Raw genomic sequence first — 20,135 nt, 5'->3', positions numbered from 1 at the left:
GCACCCGCCACCACCCCGAGCAGGACGGCCCGACCCCGTACGGACTCGCGATCGGCTCGCTGACCGTCGTCTCCGGCGAACTCGCCCTGCTCGGCTTCGTGGTGGCGTCCGGGAGTTCGAGCTGGTCCGCGCTCGCCGACGGGCGGCCGTTCTGCCTCAACGTGCTCGCCGACGACCAGCGCGAGCTGGGCACCAGGTTCTCCCGGACCAGGCCGGACCTCCGCTTCACCGCGCTGCCGTGGGCCCCGACGTCCAGCGGCAGCCCGCACCTCGCGGGCGCCTACGCCGTCCTCGAATGCCGGCTGGAGGGCACCTACCGGATGGGCGACCACGACCTCGTGCTGGCCAAGTGCCTCGGCGTCGACGTCAACCCCGCAGCCGGGTGCGCGCCGCTGCTGCGCACCGACGGGCCCGGCGGCGCGCTCCAGGACTACGGGTGGCGGACGCCGGACGACCAGGGCACGGGGGTGTGACCGTGGCGACGACCGCTTCCGGGATCTACGAGCACTTCCTCGGCCTGCTCGGGCCGGGCGACGGCGGAGCGCACCGACCCGGCCCGCGCGCCGGGGCCGAGGCCTGGCGCGGTTCGGCCCGCGCCCGCTACGGCGAGTGGTCCGACGCCGCCGGGCACACCCACCCGGCCTTCCTGACCCGGGACGAGTGGGTCCGCAACCAGATCGACCTGGCCCGCTGCCTCGACGGCCTGCTGAGCGAGGACGACGTGGTCATCGTCGCCGTCCCGTACGAGCTGTCCTTCGTCGGCGCCGAGGTCGAGCGCGCGATCGAGCTGGTCGGCGCGGCCGTGATCGGGGTCGGCACGAGCGACACCATCTGCCCGCTGCCGCGGGTCCTCGACCTGATGGGGCAGTACGGGGCGACGGTGCTGGTCTGCTCGGCGACCGTGGCGGCCAGGCTGGCCGCGCTGGCCGTCGCGCGCGGGCAGCGGCCGGCGGACTCCGCGGTCCGCCTGGTCGTCACCACCGGCGAGGCCAGCTCGGCCGAGCGCCGCGAGCGGGTGGCGGCCCTGTGGGGCGCCGACGCGTCCGAGCTCTACGGGACCGCTTCGACGCCCACGGTCGCCGTCCCCTGTGCGGCCGGCGCGCTGCACCTGTGCGACCACCGGCTGCGGGCGGCGGTCCGGACCCCCGGAGCCGACGGCCCGGCGGCGTTCCGCGGTGAGCTGCTGCTGGCCTTCGGGACGGCGGACACCCCCGACACCCCCGACACCCCGGACGCCCCGAACGGCGCGAACGGCGCGGCGGAACCGACCGGGCAGTTCGTGGAACTGGGCCCGGCCGACGGCGGCTGCGGTTGCGGCGCCCGGAGCCCGGTGCTCGCCCCGCTCGGCCGGGTGGCCGAACTGGTCGGCTCGGCGTCCGGCCCGGTCTCGGCGGTCGACGTGGAGCGGATCGTCTTCGGCTTCCCCGAGTTCGCCCCGTACTTCGCGGCCGAGCTCCGGCCCGGCGGCTTCACGGTGACCTGCGCGGTTCCGGACGGCGCCGCGGCCGCCGCCGACGAGGTGCTGCGGCAGGCGGTGGAGGCCGAGGTCCGTCGCGGCCTCGGCATCGACGTCGACGTCCGGATCGTCGAGGCGAAGGACTGGGAGGCCGTGACGTCATGACCCGCCTCCGGTGGTGGGACCGGCGCGAGCCCGAGGTACCGATGGCGCCCTTGAGGAGGCGACGCACATGAAGGTAGCGGTGGTACAGACCCTCTGGGTCGAGGATCCCGCGGAAGGTCTGCAGAACGCGTTCCGGGCGGTCGAGGAGGTCTGCGCCGGCGGTGACGTCGACGTCGTCTGCTTCCCGGAGTTCTTCCTCGGCCCCCCGTGGTACATGCCGGGGCAGGACCACCTGAGGGGGCGCACCGACACCCCGATCCCCGGCCGGATCGTGGACGGCTTCCGGGAGCTCGCCCGCGGGCTGCGCACCAACGTGCTGCTGGGCTCGATCGTCGAGGACCTCCGGGACGGCATGTACCGGAACACCTCGCTGTTCATCGACCGGCAGGGCGTCGTCGCGGACAGCGCGATCAAGGCGCACGCGTTCGGCAACGAGATGGTCGTCTGCCGCCAGGCCGAGTCGCTGGGCGTGATGACCACCGAGTTCGGGCTGGTCGGGGTGGCCGTCTGCTCGGACTTCTGGATCCCGGAGGTCATCCGGCTGCTCGCCGTGGCGGGCGCGCGGACGATCTTCGTGCCGGGCGGGACGCTGCTGCAGAACCAGTCGCTGATGGTGAACGCGCTGAGCTCGGCGGCCTACCTCAACGACGTGAACATCGTCTACGCCAGCTCGGTGGGCGTGGTCCGGGGCAAGCGCGGCGACCGCCTGGTGGAGGTCCGCTTCGCCGGCACCAGCCTGGTCACCGGGCCGGAGGGCGTCATCGCCCAGGCCGGGACGGACGAGCCGGAGGTGCTGGTGGTCGACCTCGACCCGGACGGCGCCGACCCCGGCGACGCGGGCTCCCCGCCCGGCGACGGCCGGCGCTGGATCGGGATGCGGCGGCCGCAGGCGTACGGGGCGCTGCTGGGCGACTACGTGGGCGCCCGGCGGGACCTGGCCGCCGAACTGCGGACGGCCATCGCCCCGACCGGCGGGGCGGACGGCCGGGACCGGGGCGCCGGTCCGACGGATTCGGGCGAGAGGACTGGTTCGTGACCATCATCGTCGCGCAACACGCGCGCCGGGCGGACGAGGCGGCGACGGTCGAGGCCGTGCTCGCCGACCTGGAGCGCCGGGTGACGCCGGAGGCGTCGTTCGTCGTGCTCCCGGAGAACGCCTTCGCCGTCGGTGACGGCGTCCGCGCACTCCCCTCCCGGCTGCGGGACCAGGCCCTCGAACGCCTGGCGGAGCTGGCCCGGACCCGCCGCGCCCACGTGCTCACCGGCTCGTGGGCGGAGCCCGCGGCCGGCGGCGGCCTGGAGCAGGTGGCCCGGCTGCTCGACCCGGACGGCTCGGTCCGGGTCGAGCTGCGGCGGGCGGTCCTCGCCGACGGCAGCACCGGCACCGGCGACGACTTCCCGGTCGTGGACACCGAGTCCGGCCGGGTCGGGGTGCTGCTGGGGCCGGACTTCTGGCTCGTGGAGCCGCCGCGGATCCAGTGCCTGAACGGCGCGGAGCTGCTCCTGGTGGCCGGTTCGCTGGACGGCCGCAACCGGGCCGCCCAGGCGGCGGCGGTCTGGGGCATCGCCACCCTCAACACCGTGGCGGTCGCCTTCGCGAGCGCGCTGGGCGCCCGCTCGGCCGGCTCCAGCGCGATCGCGATGCCCGAGCGGTTCCTGGCCCGGGCGGGGGCCGAGGAGTGCCTGCTGGAGGCCGGGTGCGAGGTCGAGCACATCCGCTACCTGCGCGAGCCCGACCTCCGCTTCCAGCAGACGCTCTGGTTCGGGCTCTGGGCCCGCCGCCCGCAGCTGTACGCGGCGCTGACGGACGGCCCCGCCCCGGGCACCGGCGCGGACCACCGTGAGCGGGTGAGCTGACGTGGAGCACGTCGGCCTGTCGGCCTCCGAGGTGAGGCGCCGGATCGCAGCGGAGCTGGAGGACGACGTCCCCTGGAACCGGGTGCTGAACTCGATCTGTACCGAACCCCACCCCCTGGCCGTGGAAATGGCGGCCGCCGCCGCCCGCACCAACCTCGGGGACGTCCGGATCTTCCGCGGGACGAAGCGGATCGAGCGGGAGGTGGTACGGATCCTGCTGTCGTTCCTCGGGGGGCCCACCGGTTCGGGGACGCTGGTGTCGGGCGGGACGGAGGCCAACCTGCTCTCGATGGCCGCCGCCCGCGAGTCCGCCCGGGCGGACGGGCGGCTCACCGACCGGCCGGAGGTGATCGTCAGCAGCACGGTGCACTTCTCCTTCGCCAAGATCTTCGCGATCCTCGGCCTGACGCCGGTCGTGGTGCCCGTCGACGACTCGCTGCGGCTGCCCGCCGAGGAGGTGCTGCGGCAGGTCACCGAGCACACCGTCGCCGTGGTGGCGACCGCGGGCAGCAGCGAGTTCGGGGTGGTCGACGACGTCGAGGCGATCGCGTCCCGGCTGGCCGGCCTGGGGCCGCACCTGCACGTGGACGCGGCCACCGGGGGGTTCATCATCCCCTTCGCCCGCGAACTCGGCCGGGAGCTGCCCCGGTTCGACTTCTCGGTGGACGGCGTGGACTCGATCACCATCGACCCCCACAAGTACGGGCTGGCGCCCGTCCCGGCGGGGGTGATCCTGTTCCGGGAGCCCGAGGGCGCGCAGCGGTTCGCCTTCGACTCCTTCTTCAAGGACACCCCGACCCACCACACCCTGCTGGGGACCAGGCCCGGCAGCGCGGCCGTCGCCACCTACGCCGTGCTGGAACACCTGGGCCGCTCGGGCTTCCTGGCGGTCACCCGGCACAACTACGAGGTGACCGACCACCTGGTGGCCCGGCTCCGGGAGGCCGGCCACGAGCTGTTCGTCGAACCGCAGCTCAACATCGTGGTGGTGCGGATGCCGCACGCCGCGCGGATCTCGGAGCGGCTCGAAGAGCTCGGGTGGATCGCCTCGACCTCGACCCGCTTCGTGGAGACCCTGCGGCTGGTGGTCGCCCGGCACGTGACGACGGAGATGGTGGACGCGTTCCTGCCCGTGCTCGAACGGGCCCGGCGGGACGTGGCGGCGGAGGTGGCGTACCCGTGAGCTTCCTGCGCACGCGCAACACCCGGGTCGCCGCGCTCCAGATGCGGATCACCCCCGGCGAGCCGGACGAGAACCTCAAGTGCGCCGCCGGACTTCTGTCCACCGCGGCCCAGCGCAAGGCCGAACTCGCCTGCCTGCCGGCGAACTTCGCGACCGGCCTGAACTTCCCGACACTGCGCCGGGACGCCACGCCGGCCGACGGGCCGGTGGTGGAGTTCCTGGTGGACCAGGCGCGCGGCCTGGGCCTCCACATCGCCGCCGGGGTGCTGCTGGCCGAGGGCCGGGAGGTCTACGACGCGGCCGTGCTGGTGGGCCCCTCGGGCGAGGTGCTGAGCTGGTACCGGCGGCCGTGCGTGTGGGCCGGGGAGGCCGACCACATCACCCCGGGGGCGCCCGGCGAGGTCGTCGACACCCCGGTCGGCCGGATCGGGCTGCTGGTCGGCTACGACCTCCGGTTCCCGGAGGCGAGCCGGCAGTACCTGCTCCAGGAGGTCGACGTCATCGTCTGCGTGGCCACCCTGTTCGCGCCGTTCTCGCACCAGGTGCGGTCGATCTGCCGGGCCCGCGCCGCCGACGCCGAGTGCGCCCTGGTGCTGGCCAGCGGTGCGGGCGAGAACCGCTTCGCGATGATGCCCTACCTGGGGCGCAGCATGATCGTCAACGGGCTGGTGCAGGACGCCGCGCAGCCCCCGGACGCGGACGTGCTGGCCGAGGTGGAGCGGGGCGCCAGGGAGGCCGTCATCGAGGCGGACATCCCGTTGCGGACGCAGCGCAAGGTCCGCGAGCGGCTGCCGTTCCACGACGACCTGCGGTCCACCTGGACCACCGGGTACGGGGGGCGGTCCTGATGGCGGGGGTGCAGGCGGCCCGGCCGCGGCGGCCGAACTGGTTCACCGACGTCCTCGGGCTGGTGGTGATCGACCTGCGGCAGTTCTTCGACAACCGCCTGTTCGCGGTGTCGACCTTCCTGACCTCGGTGTCCATGGTGCTGGCCTTCGGCGCGGCCACCCAGCAGATGGGGAGCCCCTCGGTGGGGGCCGCCAACTACTTCGGCTTCGTCTTCCCCGGGATCCTCGCGGCCGGCATCATGTTCAGCTGCACCTACACCGTCGGCTACACGATCATCATCGACCGCAACCGGCGGACGATCGAGGACCTGATCCTCTCCCCGCTGTCCTACTCGGGGTTCCTGCTGGCCCGGCTCATCGGCGTCGTGGTGAAGTGCCTGTTCCAGTTCGCGCTGGTGCTGGTGCTCGGGGTCGCGGTGTTCGACGCGAGCATCGACTCGCCGGGGCTGCTGGTGTTCGACTTCCTGGCCGGCTGCCTGGCCTTCGCCGCGCTGGGGATCCTGGTGGCGACGTACACCACGGAGATCTCCTTCCCGGCGGTGGTGAACATCATCGTGATCCCGCTGATGTACTTCGCCGGGATCTTCTTCCCCCTCGGCAACCTGGGCTGGCTCGGGAAGGTGATGGAGCGGCTGCCGCTCTCGGTGCACGTCGACGTCTTCCGGGCCGCCCTCGGGCAGGGGCCGTCACCCTCGGGCCTGACGCTGGCACTGACCGCGGTGTACGCGGTCGGGGGCTGCGCGCTGGCCGCCTACGCCTTCCGCAGGAGGATCGGACGTGGCTGAGTCGCGAACGGACGCCGGGGTGCCGGTGCTGGCGGTCTCCGGACTGGAGTGCCGGGTGAGTTCCGCCTTCGCGCTGCGCGGCGTGGACTTCTCGGTGGCCGCCGGGGAGGGCGTCGCCGTGATCGGGACGAACGGGGCCGGCAAGACCACGCTGATCCGGCTGCTGGCCGGGCTGCTCCAGCCGACCGCCGGCCAGGTGCGCATCTGCGGTACGCCGCCGCGCAGCTGGGGGCGGGCCAGCCGGCACCTCGGCTACGTCCAGCAGGCCAAGGAGCTGCCGGACGGCGTCACCGTGGAGACCTACCTCAGGCACCAGTTGCGGCTCCGGCGGGCGGACCCGGGCCGCTACCGGGAGTTGGTCGGCCTGGCCGGGCTGGGGCAGTACGTCGACCAGTACGTGCGCCGGCTCTCCGGCGGGAGCCAGCGCAAGCTGCACATCATCAGCGCCGTCGCGCACCGGCCCGACCTGCTGATCCTGGACGAGCCGACCACCGGGCTGGACCCGACGGCCCAGGAGACGGTCCTGGACCTGCTCCGGGGCCTCAAGGCGGAGGGCACCGGGGTGCTGTTCGCCAGCCACCACCGGGAGGAGCTGGTCGCCCTGGCGGACTCGGTGGTGATGCTCCACCAGGGGCAGCAGGTGAAGGAGGCCTCGCTCGCCGAGGTCGTCCTGTCGGGCGGGCGGTCGAGCCTGACGCTGCACGCCTTCGCGGACTCCGACGTCGAGCAACTGCGGGTGTGGGCGGCGAAGTCGGCGGCCGCGGACGGCCCGGCCGGGGCGGTGCGGCCGGTCGACGGCGGGGTGACGGTCGAGCTGTCCGGCGGGGCGCGGCCCGACGCCCTCGGCGAACTCGTCGCCCGCGCCCACGCCGACGGGCTGGCGCTCCGCTCCGCGTCGTACGGCTCGCCCACGCTGGCGGAGGTCGTCCGATCCATCGTCGAGCAGGTTGAAGGGAACGGGACACAGACATGAGCATCTCCACGACGACGACCAGCATGCCGTTCTGGAAGGAGTACCCGGAACGGGACAACGAGTGGGTGCGGCAGTACCCGACGAAGCACGTCGCGGTGACCGAGGAGGAGGTGTTCGCCCGGGAGCAGATGGGCGTGTACGTCCACATCCCGTTCTGCAACCGGCTGTGCTTCTCCTGCCCGTACATCAAGTTCCAGACCGACCGGGACCTGACCCGGACCTTCCTGGACGCGCTCAAGGCGGAGATCACGCTCTACGCGCAGCGCCCGTACGTCCAGGACCACGTGATCACCCTGGGGTACATCGGCGGCGGCACCCCGACCTCGCTCACCGCGCCCCAGCTGGACGAGCTCCTGGGCCACCTGTTCGGCAGCCTCAACACCGCCCCCGACGCGGACTTCTCGATCGAGACCACGCCGATCGACATCAGCGAGCGCAAGGCGCGGGTGCTGCTGGACCGCGGGGTGCGGCGGATCAGCCTCGGCGTCCAGACCTTCGTCGAGGAGGAGTTGAAGAGCCTGGGCCGGCCCAGCGACCCGGAGATGCTCAAGAACAGCATCCGGCTGCTGCGCGACTGCGGCTACGAGAACATCAACATCGACCTGATGCACGGCATCAACGGGCAGACGATGGAGAGCTGGGAGTACAGCCTCGACGTCGCCATCGAGCTCGGGGTGACCTGCGTCTCCTTCTACACCTACATGGAGTTCGCGCAGATCTCCACCAAGCGCCGCAAGCTCCCGCCCGTGCCCGAACGCGCGCTGGTCGACGAGATGTTCCTGTTCGCCGCCGAGAAGCTCACCGCGGCCGGCTTCCTCGGCTACTACGGCGACTGCTTCGCCAAGCCCGGGTTCCAGCCGAAGTACGGCGAGACCTCGTGGAGCGAGGACGTGCCGATCATCCCGCTCGGCCCGACCGCCACCGGACACCTGCGCGAGCACTGGTACTTCAACGAGCCCGACATCGGCCGCTACGTGCAGACCGTCATGGAGGGCCGGCTGCCGATCTCCATGGGCAAGCACATCACCAGGTCGGAGTCGATCCGGCGGTCCATGGTGCTCGGGGTCAAGGCCGGGCGGGTCGACCGGGAGCGGTTCCGCCGGCTGCACGGGGTCGACTTCCTGGAGATGTTCCGCGAGGAGATCGCCGACCTCGCGGGGAAGGGCCTGGTGACCGTCCGGGAGGACGGGATCGAGGTCACCGGCCCGAAGGGCTGGTACTACCTGGACAACATCTCCAAGGCCTTCTACTCGCCGGAGTTCCGGCGCTACCCGCAGCACCTCGGGGCGGACATCACGGGCTTCATCAACCCGCAGATGAGAACGCTCCCGCTGACCGTCGTTTCCGGTTCCCCGCAGAAGGGTGACGCCTGTGAGCACCACTGAGACGCCGCTGCTGGACCTCAGCGTGCGGGTCCCGCAGACCGCGCCGTACGCCGACCTCGACGGGACGAGGGCCTACGACCTCGGCATGCGCCGGTCGGCGCTGATGGCGTACAAGCGGCCGACGGACCGGATCACGGCGAACGTCCGCGAGGGCATGACCGACCTCGTCGAGGTGGGCTTCAACACCGGGCTGCTGTCGCTGCACGTGGCCGGCCGGCTCCCGGAGCTGGCGGTGTCCGGGGTCGAGGAGATCCAGAACCTGGTCGAGGTCGCCGAGGACAACCTGACCCTGGCCGTGTGGGCGAACGCGGCCGGCGACGTCGAGTTCGAGATGGGCCGGCTGAGCCGGCTGCCCTTCCCGGACGCCTCGGCGGACATCGTGTTCTCCTTCTCCTCGCTGCACCGCTGGTCCCGGCCGGTCGAGACGCTCAGGGAGTGCGCCCGGATCTGCAAGCCCGACGGCGTGGTGATCATCGAGGACATCAACCGGCACGCGGAGGAGGGGCACATCACCTTCATCCTCCAGTTCGTGAAGGAGGGCGGCGAGCAGTTCATGCGCTCGCTCCAGTCGGGCTACACCCGCGACGAGGTCGCGGAGCTGCTCCGGCAGGCCGGCCTGGACGGCTGGCAGGTGGTCGAGGAGGACCTCGGCCTGGTGATCTCCTCCCGGCCGCTCGACCCGGTGGCCCCGTGATGGCGGCCGTCACCATCGCCGTCGTGCAGATGGAGTCCAAGCTCGGCCGCAACGCCGCCAACCAGCGGCGCGCGGAGCGCTTCGTCGCCCAGGCGGTCGAGCAGGGCGCGGACCTCGTCTGCCTGCCGGAGGCCTACCTGACCTCCGGCAACATCCTCGAAGTCGCGGACGTGTCGGTGCCGATCCCCGGGCCGGAGACCGACCGGCTGTGCGAGCTGTCCCGGGAGCACGGCATCCACCTGGTGGCCGGCCTGCTGGAGCGCGGCGGGGACGGGAAGTACTACAGCACCTCCGTGCTCACCGGCCCGCAGGGCGAACTCCTCGGCCGCTACCGGCGGGTGCACTGCCACGAACTGGAGAGCCGCTACCTGGCCGGCGGTTCGGAGTACCCGGTGTTCGACGTCGGCTTCGGGCGGATCGGCCTCCTCCAGGGCTACGACATCAACTTCCCGGAGGCCGCCCGCGAGTACCTGCGCCGCGGCGTCGACGTCCTGGTCTGCTCCGCCCTGGTGCCCGAGATGTTCGCCTACGTGGCCAACCTGCGGCTGCCGGTCCGCGCGGTGGACACCGAGTGCGTGCTCGCCTTCGCCTCCGGGGTCGGCACCAACCTGTACGCGGGCTTCGGCTACATGGGGCGCAGCCAGGTCCTGGCCGACCCGCTCTTCCTGGAGGCGGAGCGCTTCGACTTCGTCGACGGCGACGAGCGGATGGTGCTGATCGAGGAGGGCGAGGGCGTCGGCGTGGTCCGGGTGGACCTGGAGCGGATGCGCCGGTACCGGGTGAAGGCCACCCTGCGGCACGACCTCCGGCCGTCCACCTACTGGGCGGCCCTCGACGACCGGGCCCGGCCCGCCAGCGGCGGGGGGGAGTGACCGGCGATGCGGGTACTGCTCATCTCCACCAACAAGATCCGGGTGCCGAGACCGGCGCTGCCGATCGGCATGGCGTACATCAGCGCCGCGCTCAAGCGGGCCGGCCACCAGGTCGACGTGCTCGACCTGCTGTGGGAGTCCCGGGAGTTGAAGGCCGTCCGGGAGCGGCTGACCTCCCAGCGGTACGACGTGGTCGGCATCGCCGTCCGCAACCTGGACAACCTGACCTTCGTCGACCCGATCTTCTTCGGCCCGATGACGGAGAAGATCGTCCAGTGCGTGCGCAAGTACACCTCGGCCAAGGTCGTCCTCGGCGGCTCGGGCTTCTCGGTCGAACCGCTGGCCTTCTTCGAGTACGCCCAGCCGGACTACGGGATCGCGGGCGAGGGCGAGGCCGGGATCGTCCAGCTGATGGAGCACCTCCAGGGCGGCGGGCGGAAGCTGGAGGAGATCTCCGGGCTGTGCCACCTGGACGGCAACGGGCACTTCGTGCAGAACCCGGCGGACTCCGCGTTCGACCTCGGGGCGCTCGAACCCGACCGCTCGGTCTACGACCCCCGGTACTTCGAGGAGGGGGTCTCGGCCGCCTCCGACCTCACCCGGGACCACCAGCCGGCCATCGAGACGCTGCAGACCAAGCGGGGCTGCAAGCTCTACTGCTCGTACTGCATCATCCGCAAGACGGAGGGCAAGGGGAACCGGTTCAAGGAGCCCGCCGAGGTGGTCGGCGAGATCCAGCGGGCGATGGCGGAGAACCCGGCCGTCCGTGAGTTCGAGATCGTGGACGCGACCTTCAACTTCCCGATCGAGTACGCCTCGGAGGTCTGCGCGGAGATGATCCGCGCCAAGCTGGACGTCGCCTGGTACTGCCAGCTGACCCCCAACGCGGTCACGCCGGAGTTCGTCGACCTGCTCGCCGCGGCCGGCTGCATCCGGGTCGACCTGGGCACCGACGCGCTGACCGACGAGGCGCTGGCGGACCTCCAGAAGGGCTTCGACATGGCCAAGGTGCTGGAGGTGGACCGGCTCTTCACCGCCAGTCCGATCGAGCACACCCACTGCGTCTTCCTCGGCGGCCCGGGCGAGACCCCGGCCGCGCTGCGGGAGTCGATCGGCTTCACCGAGCGGTTCCTGAACCCGGCCCAGATCTACGCCAACCTCGGCATCCGCATCCTGAGCGGCACCAAGCTGCAGCAGCAGGCGGTGAAGGCCGGGATCCTCACCGAGGGGCAGGGCACCTTCGTCCCCGCGTACTACGTGGAACCGGCCATCGTCGAGGACCGCGACACCCTCGACTTCGTCCGCAACGCCTACCTCGGCCACCGGAACTGGTACTTGTGGTGGGGGCTGCGCGGCCAGAGCCTGTCGGACCGCGCGGTCCACTCCAAGCGGACCGTGGCCGACATGCAGCGCGAGTACGACTACGTGATGAGCGCCAAGCCCCGGTTGGAGAAGGCACCGAAACGGACGACCGGAAAGCCGGTCATGCTCAACCTGGGAGTGGTCTAGGTGAACACGGAAGCGGTCGCCGGCGAGCTGCTGGCGTCCCTCGCGGCCCGGGGCGACGCGGACTTCGCGGTGGGGATGCAACGCTACTTCCCCCACGAGATCCGCGCCCTCGGCGTCGGCAACGCCGCGGTGGTGGCGCTCGCCGGCGACTTCTTCCGGGAGCACGGGGACGTCCCCGCGGCCGCCAGGCTCCGGTTGGCGGAGGAGGTGCTGGCGCGCGCCGAGCACCACGAGGAGGTGCTGCTCGGCTTCGCGCTGCTGCACAAGGTCGCCCGGACCGGGCTGGGCGACGAGTTCCTCGACCGCTGCGAGGGCTGGCTCGAACGGTACGTGTCCAACTGGGCGCAGTGCGACGACCTGTGCCTGAAACTGCTCTACCCGTACTTCCTGGGCCACCTCGACCGACTCCCCCGGACGGCGCGCTGGGTCGGATCGGAGTCCCCCTGGGCGCGGCGGGCGGCGAACGTGGCGGTGGTGAAGTTCGTGCGGCGCAAGGTCGGCAAGGTCACCTACGAACTGCCGGTCGCCCACGTCCTCGACAACTGCACCCGGCTGATGCACGACAAGGACCCGTACGTGCAGAAGGGGTCCGGGTGGCTGCTCAAGGTCACCGCGCAGGTCCACCCGGCCGAGGTGGAGGCCTACCTGCGGCGGTGGCGGCCGGTCATGAAGCGGGACACCTTCCGGTACGCCCTGGAGGGCCTGGACAAGGAGACCCGGGGAGCCCTGATGGCCCTCGGCGGGAAGGCGGAGGCTTGAGTACCGGCGGTTACGTGCACCGGCGCGGGATCCACTGCGAATCGGCGTGCCAGTGCAACATCCTGGCGGCCGCCGGCCACGAGGTCGACGAGGACGTGGTGTTCGGCCTGGACGGCGGCTTCGGGTTCTCCTTCTTCCCCGCGCGGGGCGGCGCCCCGGACATCGTGGTGGGCAAGCAGGCGATCATGCCGCTGCGGGCCGCCCGGCTGATGGGCGTCGAGGTCGCCGCGCACGCGCCCGCGTCCGGCAAGGGGCTGGCCCAGCTGCTGGAGTCGGCCCCGGCCGTCATGGTGCGGGTGGACCTCGGCCGGCTGCCGTACTGGGGGCTGGAGGGCCGCTCCTCCTTCGGCGGGTACTTCGTCAACGTGGTCCGCGCCCTCGACGACGACCGGTTCGAGGTGTCCGACCCGGCGCTCGACACCACCGTCCTCGTCACGGCGGCGGACCTGGAGGCGGCCCGCTCCAGCCGCGACTCGCCGCCGCTCAACCCCGACCGCAAGGCGTACGTGTTCGGCGCCCGGCGGAGCGCTCCCCAGCTCGGCCTGGTCGGACCGGTGGCGGTGCGCAACCTCTGCCGCGACGTCCTCAAGCCCGGCAGCCGGAGCCTGGGCCTGGCCGGGATGAAGCAGCTGCAGTCGACCGCCCCGACCTGGCCGCGGACCAAGCTCGGCGAGGTCGACGACGTGGACGCCGCGGGCCGGGTGGTGCGCACCGACGCGCTCTCCCGCCAACTGCTGCACCTGGGCCGCCAGATCGAGACCTTCGGCACCGGGGGCGGGCTCTTCCGCCCGATGATCGGGCGCTTCCTGGCCGCCGTCGCCGAGGCCTCCGGCGACGCCCGCTACACCGGACCCGCCGAGCTCTTCCGGGCGAGCGGCCGGCACTGGCAGACCCTGGGGCGCGCGCTGCTGGACGGCGCCGCCACCCCGGGCGGGGACCGGCAGCAGCTGGTGGACGCCGTGGTGGACACCGTCGGCACCGCGATGGACCTGGAAAAGCGGGCGCTGCGCGCGCTCGGCGGCGTGTAGGGCGGGAGGAAGCCATGCCGAGCGCGGACGAGACGATCCTGGCCCAGGGCCCCGACCGGTGGAACGAGTACGCCCGCCGGCGCCGGGCCGAGGGCCCGTTCCGCCCCGACCTGCGGGCCGCCCGGCTGCACGGCGCGGACCTGCGGGGCGCGGACCTGGTGGACGCCGACCTCAGCGGCGCGGTGCTGACCGAGTCGTACCTGATGTCCGCCGACCTGCGCGGAGCCAACCTCCAGGACGCCGACCTGGTCGAGGCCTACCTCATCCAGGCGGACCTGGCGAACAGCCGGCTGGTCGGGGCGGACCTCGACGGGGCCGACCTCAGCGGGGCCGACCTCACCGGCGCCGTGCTCGACCCGGGCTTCCGGCGCCGGGGCGTCATCTCGGACTTCCTCACGATCTGGCCGCAGGACCTCTGAGGCCCCGACCCCTGCGGCTGCGGCCTGGACCCGAGCCGGGGGCGGACCGCCACCGTCAGCACGCGAGCAGGAGGAGACAGCAGTGACGGCGACTTCGTCCACCGACGAATGGGGCGTGGACCAGCTCGACCTGGACGCCTACCTGAAACGGATCGGCCGACCGGACCTGGGCGACGCCAAGCCCAACCGGGAGACCCTCCGGCGGCTGCACCGCGCCCACGTCGAGTCGATCCCCTTCGAGAACATCGACATCGTGCTGGGGCGCGAGGTCCCGATGAGCACCGCCGACATCCAGCGCAAGCTGGTGGCCGCCGCCCGCGGCGGCTACTGCCACGAGCACGGGCTGCTGTTCGGCGCGGTGCTCAACCGGCTCGGGTACCGGGTCGACCGGCTGCTCGCGCGCCCCCGGGAACGCCCCGGCCGCCCCTGGCCGTGCACCCACCTCACCCTGCTCGCCTCCGGCGTGGACGGCGACTGGCTGGCCGACGTCGGCTTCGGCGCGGGCCTGCTGGAGCCCCTGCCGCTCACCGAGGACGGCTGGAGCACCCAGGGCGAGGGCTGGTCCTTCGCCGTCGCCGCCCACGAGGAGGGCCGGCAGCTGATGGAGCGGGCGGTGCCCGGCACCCCGGCCGGGAACACGCCGGACGCCTCGACCGGGAGCACCCTCTACTCGTTCTCGAACCGGGCGCAGCGGGCCGCCGACGTCGACGCGGCCAACTACTACACGTCCACCCACCCGGACTCGCCCTTCACCGGCCAGCTGATCGTGATGCAGCGTTTCAGCGGCGAGATGCGGCGCCTGCTCAACCGCGACTTCTCCCGCGTCCGGCCGGACGGCACCGCCGAGCGCCGGCAGCACCTCGACGACGGGCAGTTCGCGGCCGTGCTGACCGAGGAGTTCGGACTGGCCCTGACGGCGGAGGAACTGCGCGGGCTCGCCGCGCGGGTCGGCGACGTCCGCTCCAGCCTGATGGGCGGCCCGTGAGGGCTCACTGCGCGGCGGTGGCCCCGGCCGGGGCCACCGGCTGGCGGAGGATGGTGCGCAGCCGGCTCGGGTGCGCCCGGCGGGCGTCGGAGAGGTAGATCTCGTGGTGGCGCCCCCGGAGGGTCAGCCCCTGGGCCGGCACGAACTCGTCGTGCATCCGGGCGATCGTCGGCCCCTCCTCGTCGTACGGTCCGACGTGCAGGACCTGGACGCTGGGCCCCTCGGTGAACTCCTCGAACCGCACCAGCTTCACGGCGCTGAGGTCCTTCGTCCGGTGCACCCGCTCCAGCGCCGCGTCGACGATCCCCGGGGTGATCCAGTCCGGCTGGACGATCATCAGCGTCCAGTCCCAGGCGTCCTTCTCCCGGGTCCGGAAGACCTCCAGGTCCTTGGAGGACCACAGGCCCTCCAGCGGCCCGACGGTGTGGGTGCGCCCCAACTCCTGCTTGGCGACGGCGCGTACGGCGTAGGAGGTGGTGTAGAGCGCGGTGACCACCTCCGCGTACTCCGGCGAGGTGTTCGGGTTGCCGTGCCCGTCCGCCATCAGGAACCTCATCCGCGGAACGTCGATGACCTCGAACTTCCGGCGACCGGCCGAATAGAGGCCCGGCCGTTCCTTCTTGACGTCGTAGTTGTCCATCGCGGCGCTGCTCCCGGTCGGTCGGCTTGGTCCGGTCGGGAGCCATCCTAGGAGCCGTGACGGCGGGCCTCGCGCCCGGTTCCCCGGGTTCCCCCCATCGGGCGAATCCGGCCGCCGGGGGCGGCGGGGACCGGTCCCCGCCGTCACGGGCCCCGGCTCACAGCCGGGCGTGCGAGCCGATGTCGGCGCGGAAGGCCTCGACCATGGCGGCCGTCACCGTCGGGCGGCTCGTGCCGATCGCGGCGAGGTGGTCCGCGGTGGTCGCCCCGGGGACGGCGTCGTCCCGTTCGAAGGCGGTCTGGGCCGCCAGCCGTGCGGCGTGCTCGATGTCGGCGGGCGAGAAGCGCTCGCTCGCGGCCACCAGGGCGGGCACGTCCACGTCGACGCGGTCGGTGCCGAGGGCGTAGCGGGACCAGATGGCGGCGCGGGCGTCCGGGTCCGGCGGTCCGATCGGGATGACGTAGTCGAACCGGCCGGTGCGCAGGAAGGCCGGGTCGAGCGAGCGGACCGAGTTGGTCGCGCAGACCAGCAGCCGGCCGTCGCGCTCGCGGAACCCCGGGATCAGCTTGAGCAGTTCGTTGGTCACCCCGTGCACGGCGCCCGGCTGGCCGGCCGCGCCGCGCACGGGGGCGATCTCCTCCACCTCGTCGATGAAGACCAGCACCCGCTCCAGTTCGCCGATCCGCGCGAACGCGCTGCGCAGCGCGGCGGCCAGGTTGCCCTCGTCGGCGAGGCGGGAGGGCAGCAGTTCGACGAACGGCCAGCCCAGGCGGGAGGCGATGGCCCGGGCGAAGGTGGTCTTGCCGGTGCCGGGCGGCCCGAACAGGGTGATCGCGCGCGGCGGCCGCACCCCGTGCCGGGCGGCGCGCTCGGGTTCCGCGAGCGGCAGCACGATCCGCCGCTCGATCAGCTCCTTCTCCGCGGTCATCCCGGCGACCTGGTCCCACAGGTCCCCGCTCAGCAGCCGCCCGCCGAGCTCGTCCAGCGTGCCGGCCGCGGGGCCGGCGGCGGGCTCGGTCTTCTCGAAGTAGGCCGCGGCGGGCCGCCGTTGGTAGCCGGCCTTGTGCAGTCCCTCGCCGAGCAGCTCCTCCTCCGGCAGCACGTAGGCGATCCGCCGCACCCGCAGCTCGACCAGCCGCCGCTCCAACTCCCGCAGCAGCGCGCTGGCCAGGCCCCGTCCGCGCCAGGCCGGGGCGATCGCCACCCGCATCACCCAGGCCCGCTCCCCCGTCCCGGCCACCTGGGCCAGCGCGGCCCCGATCGGCGTGCCGCCGTGCACCGCGACCACGGCGGGCTGGCGTGCGGTCAGCGCGGCGATGCACTCGGCGAGCGGGAACACGGACTCCTGCCCCAGCCCGGCGGTGCTGTCGATCAGGTGGACGACGGCGGCCAGGTCCTCCTCCCGGTAGTCGTGGATCAGCCAGTTCACGCGCATCGCTCCCTCGGGTCGCCGCTCGCCGGTCGCCGTCGTACGGCACGGCCCGTACGGGCGGTTCGTACGGGCGGTTCGTACGGTTCCGGAGAAGGTAGGCGGGCCGGGCGCGGCCCGTCGTGCGCCGATCGGGACAACGCGCCGTGGACGAACCGTACGCGGCAGCGGGTTGCGCGGCCGCTAGGGCCTAGGGGAGCCGGGTGGCCCGGGGCAGGTCGAGCTCCGCCCACACCGCCTTCCCGAAGGCGGTCCGGCAGGCTCCCCAGCGGCGGCACAGGACGTTGATCAGTTGCAGTCCGCGCCCGCCCTCGTCGCTCAGCGAGGCGTGCTGGATCTGCGGGAGGTCGGGGCCCCGGTCGGAGACCTCGATCACCAGGCGGTCGTGCCGGAGCAGTCGCAGCGGCCCGACCGCGCGCCCGTGGCGCAGGGCGTTGCCGGCCATCTCGCTGACCACCAGCTCCGCCGCGTCCACCAGGTCGGTCAGCTCCCACCGGGCCAGCTGGTCGCGGACCAGGCGGCGGGCGGCGCCGGCCGCCGAGGCGTCCGCCGGGAGGTCCCACACCCGCACCTCGGCGGCCGCCGCGCCGTCGAGCGCGTCGGCGGCGACCAGGACCGCGTCGTCGTACCGGCCGGCCGGCGCCAGGTGCGCCGCCTCGGGCCCGGGGCGGCTCCGGAGCACCGGGCCGGCCTCCCGGCGCAGCCGCTCCAGGTCGGCCGCGAGGTCCCCGCGGCGCGTCTTGGCCAGCCCGTCGGTGTACAGCAGCAGCCGGGCCCCGCCGGGCAGGACGATCCTGGTGCCGTCGTAGGGGATCGCCCCGGCGCCGATCGGGCCGCCGACCGGCAGGTCGACGAAGTGCGCGGGGCCGTCCGGGCCGACCAGGACCGGTGGCACGTGCCCGGCCGAGGCGAGCGCGCAGCTGCCGTCGGCCGGGTCGTAGACGGCGCACAGGCAGCTGGCGACCTGTTCCTCGTCGAGGTCGCGGGCCGCCAGGTCGAGCCGGGCGAGCACCCGCTCGGGGACGGTGTCCAGGGCCAGCAGGATGCGGGCGGCGCCGCGCAGGCGGCCCATCGTGGCGGCCGCGGGCAGGCCGCCGCCGAGGACGTCGCCGACCACCAGGGCGGTGCGGCCGCCCGGGAGCGCCACGACGTCGAACCAGTCGCCGCCCGCCACCCGGCTGTCCAGCGCCGGCAGGTAGTCGCAGTGCACGTCCAGCCCCGGGGTCGGCGGGGACTCGCGCGGCAGCAGGCTGCGCTGCAGGGTGACGACGGTGTCCCGTTCCCGTTGGTAGAGGCGGGCGTTGTCGATGGACAGGGCGGCCCGGCCGAGCAGTTCGGTCGCGAGCGCGAGGTCCGCCCGGTCGAAGCCGGGCCGGTCGCCGGACCGGACGAAGTCGGCGATCCCCAGCAGCACGCCGCGGGCGACCATGGGGACGACCAGGTAGCTGTGCACACCGGCGGCGGCCAGCTGGGCGGCGCCGCTCGGGGTGGAGGCGATCCGCAGGTAGTCGTCCGGGGTGGTCCTGGTGACCAGGACCGGTTCGCCGGTGACCAGGGCGTCCCTGGAGTAGCTGGGCCCGACCACGCTGGGGCTGCCGACCGGGTCGGCCTCGATCACCCGCACGCTCGGTATCCAGGCGATCGCCATCGCGCGCAGCGCGGGCGGCTCCGGGCCCTGCCAGCGCTCGGTCTCCTCGCCCCGCAGCACCGTTTCGAGGAGGTCGACCGCCGCGCCGTCGGCGAACCTCGGCACGGTGGAGTCGGCCAGCTCCTGCGCGGTGCGCCGCAGGTCGAGCGTGGTGCCGATCCGCCGTCCCGCCTCGTTCAGCCAGGAGAGGTCGGCGGGCAGGCGCTCGGTTCCGGCCCCGCCGTGCGGGGCGCCCCCACGGCCGTACGGGCCTCCCCCGCGGCCCGGGAGTTGCGGTTCGGCCATGGCCTCCGCCTGTCCTGTGCAGTCCGGCCGTCCCCACCAGCCTGGCACGGCGCGCGGCCGGTCGCACGGCGCGGCCGTCGGGCCGCCCGGTTCGGAACGGTCCCGGGGCCGCCCGGTTCGGAGCGGTCTCGGGTGCGCGATCCTCGCGCATATTTGCGTGTTTACGCAAGCCTCCGATCGTCGTCCCTCTCCCCGCCGAGTGGCGGATGTTCCCGACGGGCCGTCAGGGGCCAGCCTTGCGGGCAGTTCGACAGGTTCACGTCATCCCCCACAGGCGGCCCCCACGCCGCCGGACAAGGACACGTCATGAGGCACTTCCCCCTGCCCGGAATCCTCGCCACCGCCGCCGCGGCCGCCGCCCTCGTACTCGCCGCACCGGCGGCCGGCGCCTCCGCCACCCCCCTGCCCAGCCGGCCCATCATCGGCGGCGGCGCCGCCTCCCAGGGCTACACCTTCATCGTCTCGCTCCAGCAGAACGGCCAGCACATCTGCGGCGCCTCGCTGATCTCGCCCACCTGGGCGGTCACCGCGGCCCACTGCGTGGCCGGCGGCACCGCCGACCAGTTCACCGTCCGGGTCGGCTCCAACGACCGGACCTCGGGCGGCGAGGTGGCCTCGCTCGCCAAGGTCGTCCCCCACCCGAACTACAGCACCAACAACGACATCGCCCTGCTCCAGCTCAGCGCCCCCGTCCAGGCCACCCCGATCGCCATCGCCGACGGCGCACCGGCCGGCACCGCGATCAAGCTGCTCGGCTGGGGCCAGGAGAACCCGCAGCCCGGCGCCGACGGCGGCCCGGACCAGCTCAAGGAGCTCGACACCAGCCTGCTCCCGAGCGGCTGCGCCGAGGGCTTCGACCCCTCCTCCGAGCTCTGCGTCAACAACCCCCAGGGCCCGGACGGCAGCAACCAGGGCGCCTGCTACGGCGACTCCGGCGGCCCGGCGATCGCCCAGGTCAACGGCGAGTGGCGGCTGCTCGGCGCCACCAGCCGGGCCGGCGGCTCCTCCTCCACCTGCGCGGTCGACCCCTCGATCTACACCAACGTGACGGCGTTCAAGGACTTCGTCCAGACCACCATGGCCGGCTGATCCCCGACCCCTCCCCGGGGGCGCGACAGCGCCCCCGACCGGGGGGCCGGCCCCCCCCACCCCCGGGGGGGGGCGGCGCCGTGTGGGGGGGCGGCCGGGTTGGCGGGCGGGGGGGGGTGGCCGGCC

General features: G+C 73.4%; 20 protein-coding genes. 17 read left to right on the top strand and 3 right to left on the bottom strand.

Features of this window, described 5'->3' with window-relative positions; genetic code table 11:
• From ACFXPX_RS37100 to ACFXPX_RS37025, 16 genes are all read left to right on the top strand, one after another.
• Positions 1 to 473 (top strand): flavin reductase family protein (locus tag ACFXPX_RS37100; protein ID WP_380644613.1); only part of this gene is annotated, 473 nt, incomplete at its 5' end.
• 2 nt (positions 474 to 475) lie between these two features.
• Positions 476 to 1,621: a hypothetical protein gene (locus ACFXPX_RS37095; protein WP_380644612.1), complete on the top strand. Its 1,146-nt coding sequence runs from the start codon at positions 476 to 478 to the stop codon at positions 1,619 to 1,621.
• A gap of 67 nt (positions 1,622 to 1,688) precedes the next feature.
• Complete coding sequence (locus tag ACFXPX_RS37090) at positions 1,689 to 2,657, top strand: carbon-nitrogen hydrolase family protein (protein WP_380523323.1); 969 nt, start codon at positions 1,689 to 1,691, stop codon at positions 2,655 to 2,657.
• Entirely contained in the window at positions 2,654 to 3,478 is an 825-nt protein-coding gene (locus ACFXPX_RS37085) for a carbon-nitrogen hydrolase family protein (RefSeq protein WP_380593583.1), read from the top strand. Before ACFXPX_RS37090 ends, ACFXPX_RS37085 begins: the two co-directional genes overlap by 4 nt.
• Position 3,479: 1 nt before the next feature.
• Entirely contained in the window at positions 3,480 to 4,661 is a 1,182-nt protein-coding gene (gene mfnA / locus ACFXPX_RS37080) for a tyrosine decarboxylase MfnA (RefSeq protein WP_380523325.1), read from the top strand.
• Positions 4,658 to 5,509, top strand: a complete 852-nt coding sequence (locus tag ACFXPX_RS37075; RefSeq protein WP_380523326.1) for a carbon-nitrogen hydrolase family protein — start codon at positions 4,658 to 4,660, stop codon at positions 5,507 to 5,509. Before mfnA ends, ACFXPX_RS37075 begins: the two co-directional genes overlap by 4 nt.
• Positions 5,509 to 6,294 (top strand): ABC transporter permease, encoded by a 786-nt coding sequence (locus tag ACFXPX_RS37070; RefSeq protein ID WP_380523327.1) that lies wholly within the window; start codon positions 5,509 to 5,511, stop codon positions 6,292 to 6,294. Before ACFXPX_RS37075 ends, ACFXPX_RS37070 begins: the two co-directional genes overlap by 1 nt.
• Positions 6,287 to 7,267 (top strand): ABC transporter ATP-binding protein, encoded by a 981-nt coding sequence (locus ACFXPX_RS37065; RefSeq protein ID WP_380523328.1) that lies wholly within the window; start codon positions 6,287 to 6,289, stop codon positions 7,265 to 7,267. The genes ACFXPX_RS37070 and ACFXPX_RS37065 overlap by 8 nt, the downstream gene beginning before the upstream one ends.
• The gene (locus tag ACFXPX_RS37060) at positions 7,264 to 8,652 is read left to right on the top strand and encodes a coproporphyrinogen-III oxidase family protein (protein WP_380523329.1); all 1,389 of its coding nucleotides are present in this window, start codon (positions 7,264 to 7,266) and stop codon (positions 8,650 to 8,652) included. Before ACFXPX_RS37065 ends, ACFXPX_RS37060 begins: the two co-directional genes overlap by 4 nt.
• A complete protein-coding gene (locus ACFXPX_RS37055; protein WP_380523330.1) occupies positions 8,639 to 9,346 on the top strand; it encodes a class I SAM-dependent methyltransferase in 708 nt (235 codons plus the stop codon). Before ACFXPX_RS37060 ends, ACFXPX_RS37055 begins: the two co-directional genes overlap by 14 nt.
• The gene (locus ACFXPX_RS37050) at positions 9,346 to 10,218 is read left to right on the top strand and encodes a carbon-nitrogen hydrolase family protein (RefSeq protein ID WP_380398453.1); all 873 of its coding nucleotides are present in this window, start codon (positions 9,346 to 9,348) and stop codon (positions 10,216 to 10,218) included. Before ACFXPX_RS37055 ends, ACFXPX_RS37050 begins: the two co-directional genes overlap by 1 nt.
• Positions 10,219 to 10,224: 6 nt before the next feature.
• A complete protein-coding gene (locus tag ACFXPX_RS37045; RefSeq protein ID WP_380523331.1) occupies positions 10,225 to 11,727 on the top strand; it encodes a B12-binding domain-containing radical SAM protein in 1,503 nt (500 codons plus the stop codon).
• Positions 11,728 to 12,486, top strand: coding sequence for a DNA alkylation repair protein (locus ACFXPX_RS37040; RefSeq protein WP_380523332.1), 759 nt, complete (start codon positions 11,728 to 11,730; stop codon positions 12,484 to 12,486).
• On the top strand, positions 12,483 to 13,514 hold the full coding sequence (locus tag ACFXPX_RS37035; RefSeq protein ID WP_380523333.1) for a DUF4872 domain-containing protein: 1,032 nt from the start codon (positions 12,483 to 12,485) through the stop codon (positions 13,512 to 13,514). Before ACFXPX_RS37040 ends, ACFXPX_RS37035 begins: the two co-directional genes overlap by 4 nt.
• Before the next feature lie 14 nt (positions 13,515 to 13,528).
• Complete coding sequence (locus tag ACFXPX_RS37030; protein ID WP_380398443.1) at positions 13,529 to 13,933, top strand: pentapeptide repeat-containing protein; 405 nt, start codon at positions 13,529 to 13,531, stop codon at positions 13,931 to 13,933.
• Between the two features lie 82 nt (positions 13,934 to 14,015).
• A complete protein-coding gene (locus tag ACFXPX_RS37025) occupies positions 14,016 to 14,918 on the top strand; it encodes an arylamine N-acetyltransferase (protein WP_380523335.1) in 903 nt (300 codons plus the stop codon).
• Positions 14,919 to 14,922: 4 nt separating this feature from the next.
• Here the strand turns inward: ACFXPX_RS37025 and ACFXPX_RS37020 are convergent, their stop codons facing one another.
• The 3 genes from ACFXPX_RS37020 to ACFXPX_RS37010 form a co-directional block, all read right to left on the bottom strand.
• Positions 14,923 to 15,558 carry a GyrI-like domain-containing protein gene (locus tag ACFXPX_RS37020; RefSeq protein WP_380523337.1) on the bottom strand — a complete coding sequence of 212 codons (636 nt, stop codon included), beginning with the start codon at positions 15,556 to 15,558 and terminating at the stop codon, positions 14,923 to 14,925.
• A 157-nt stretch (positions 15,559 to 15,715) separates the two neighbouring features.
• On the bottom strand, positions 15,716 to 16,987 hold the full coding sequence (locus ACFXPX_RS37015) for an ATP-binding protein (RefSeq protein ID WP_380644611.1): 1,272 nt from the start codon (positions 16,985 to 16,987) through the stop codon (positions 15,716 to 15,718).
• 190 nt (positions 16,988 to 17,177) lie between these two features.
• The gene (locus ACFXPX_RS37010; protein ID WP_380593589.1) at positions 17,178 to 18,920 is read right to left on the bottom strand and encodes a SpoIIE family protein phosphatase; all 1,743 of its coding nucleotides are present in this window, start codon (positions 18,918 to 18,920) and stop codon (positions 17,178 to 17,180) included.
• Between the two features lie 306 nt (positions 18,921 to 19,226).
• Here ACFXPX_RS37010 and ACFXPX_RS37005 point away from each other — a divergent pair, with 306 nt between their 5' ends.
• Entirely contained in the window at positions 19,227 to 20,009 is a 783-nt protein-coding gene (locus ACFXPX_RS37005; protein ID WP_380523341.1) for a S1 family peptidase, read from the top strand.
• The last annotated feature ends 126 nt before the right edge of the window (positions 20,010 to 20,135 follow it).

The organism is Kitasatospora sp. NPDC059146 (genome assembly GCF_042786665.1).
In the GTDB taxonomy this organism is placed as follows: Bacteria; Actinomycetota; Actinomycetes; order Streptomycetales; family Streptomycetaceae; genus Kitasatospora.
The sequence above is the reverse complement of the archived record's forward strand: the minus strand, read 5'-3'. Positions and strand labels throughout refer to the sequence as shown.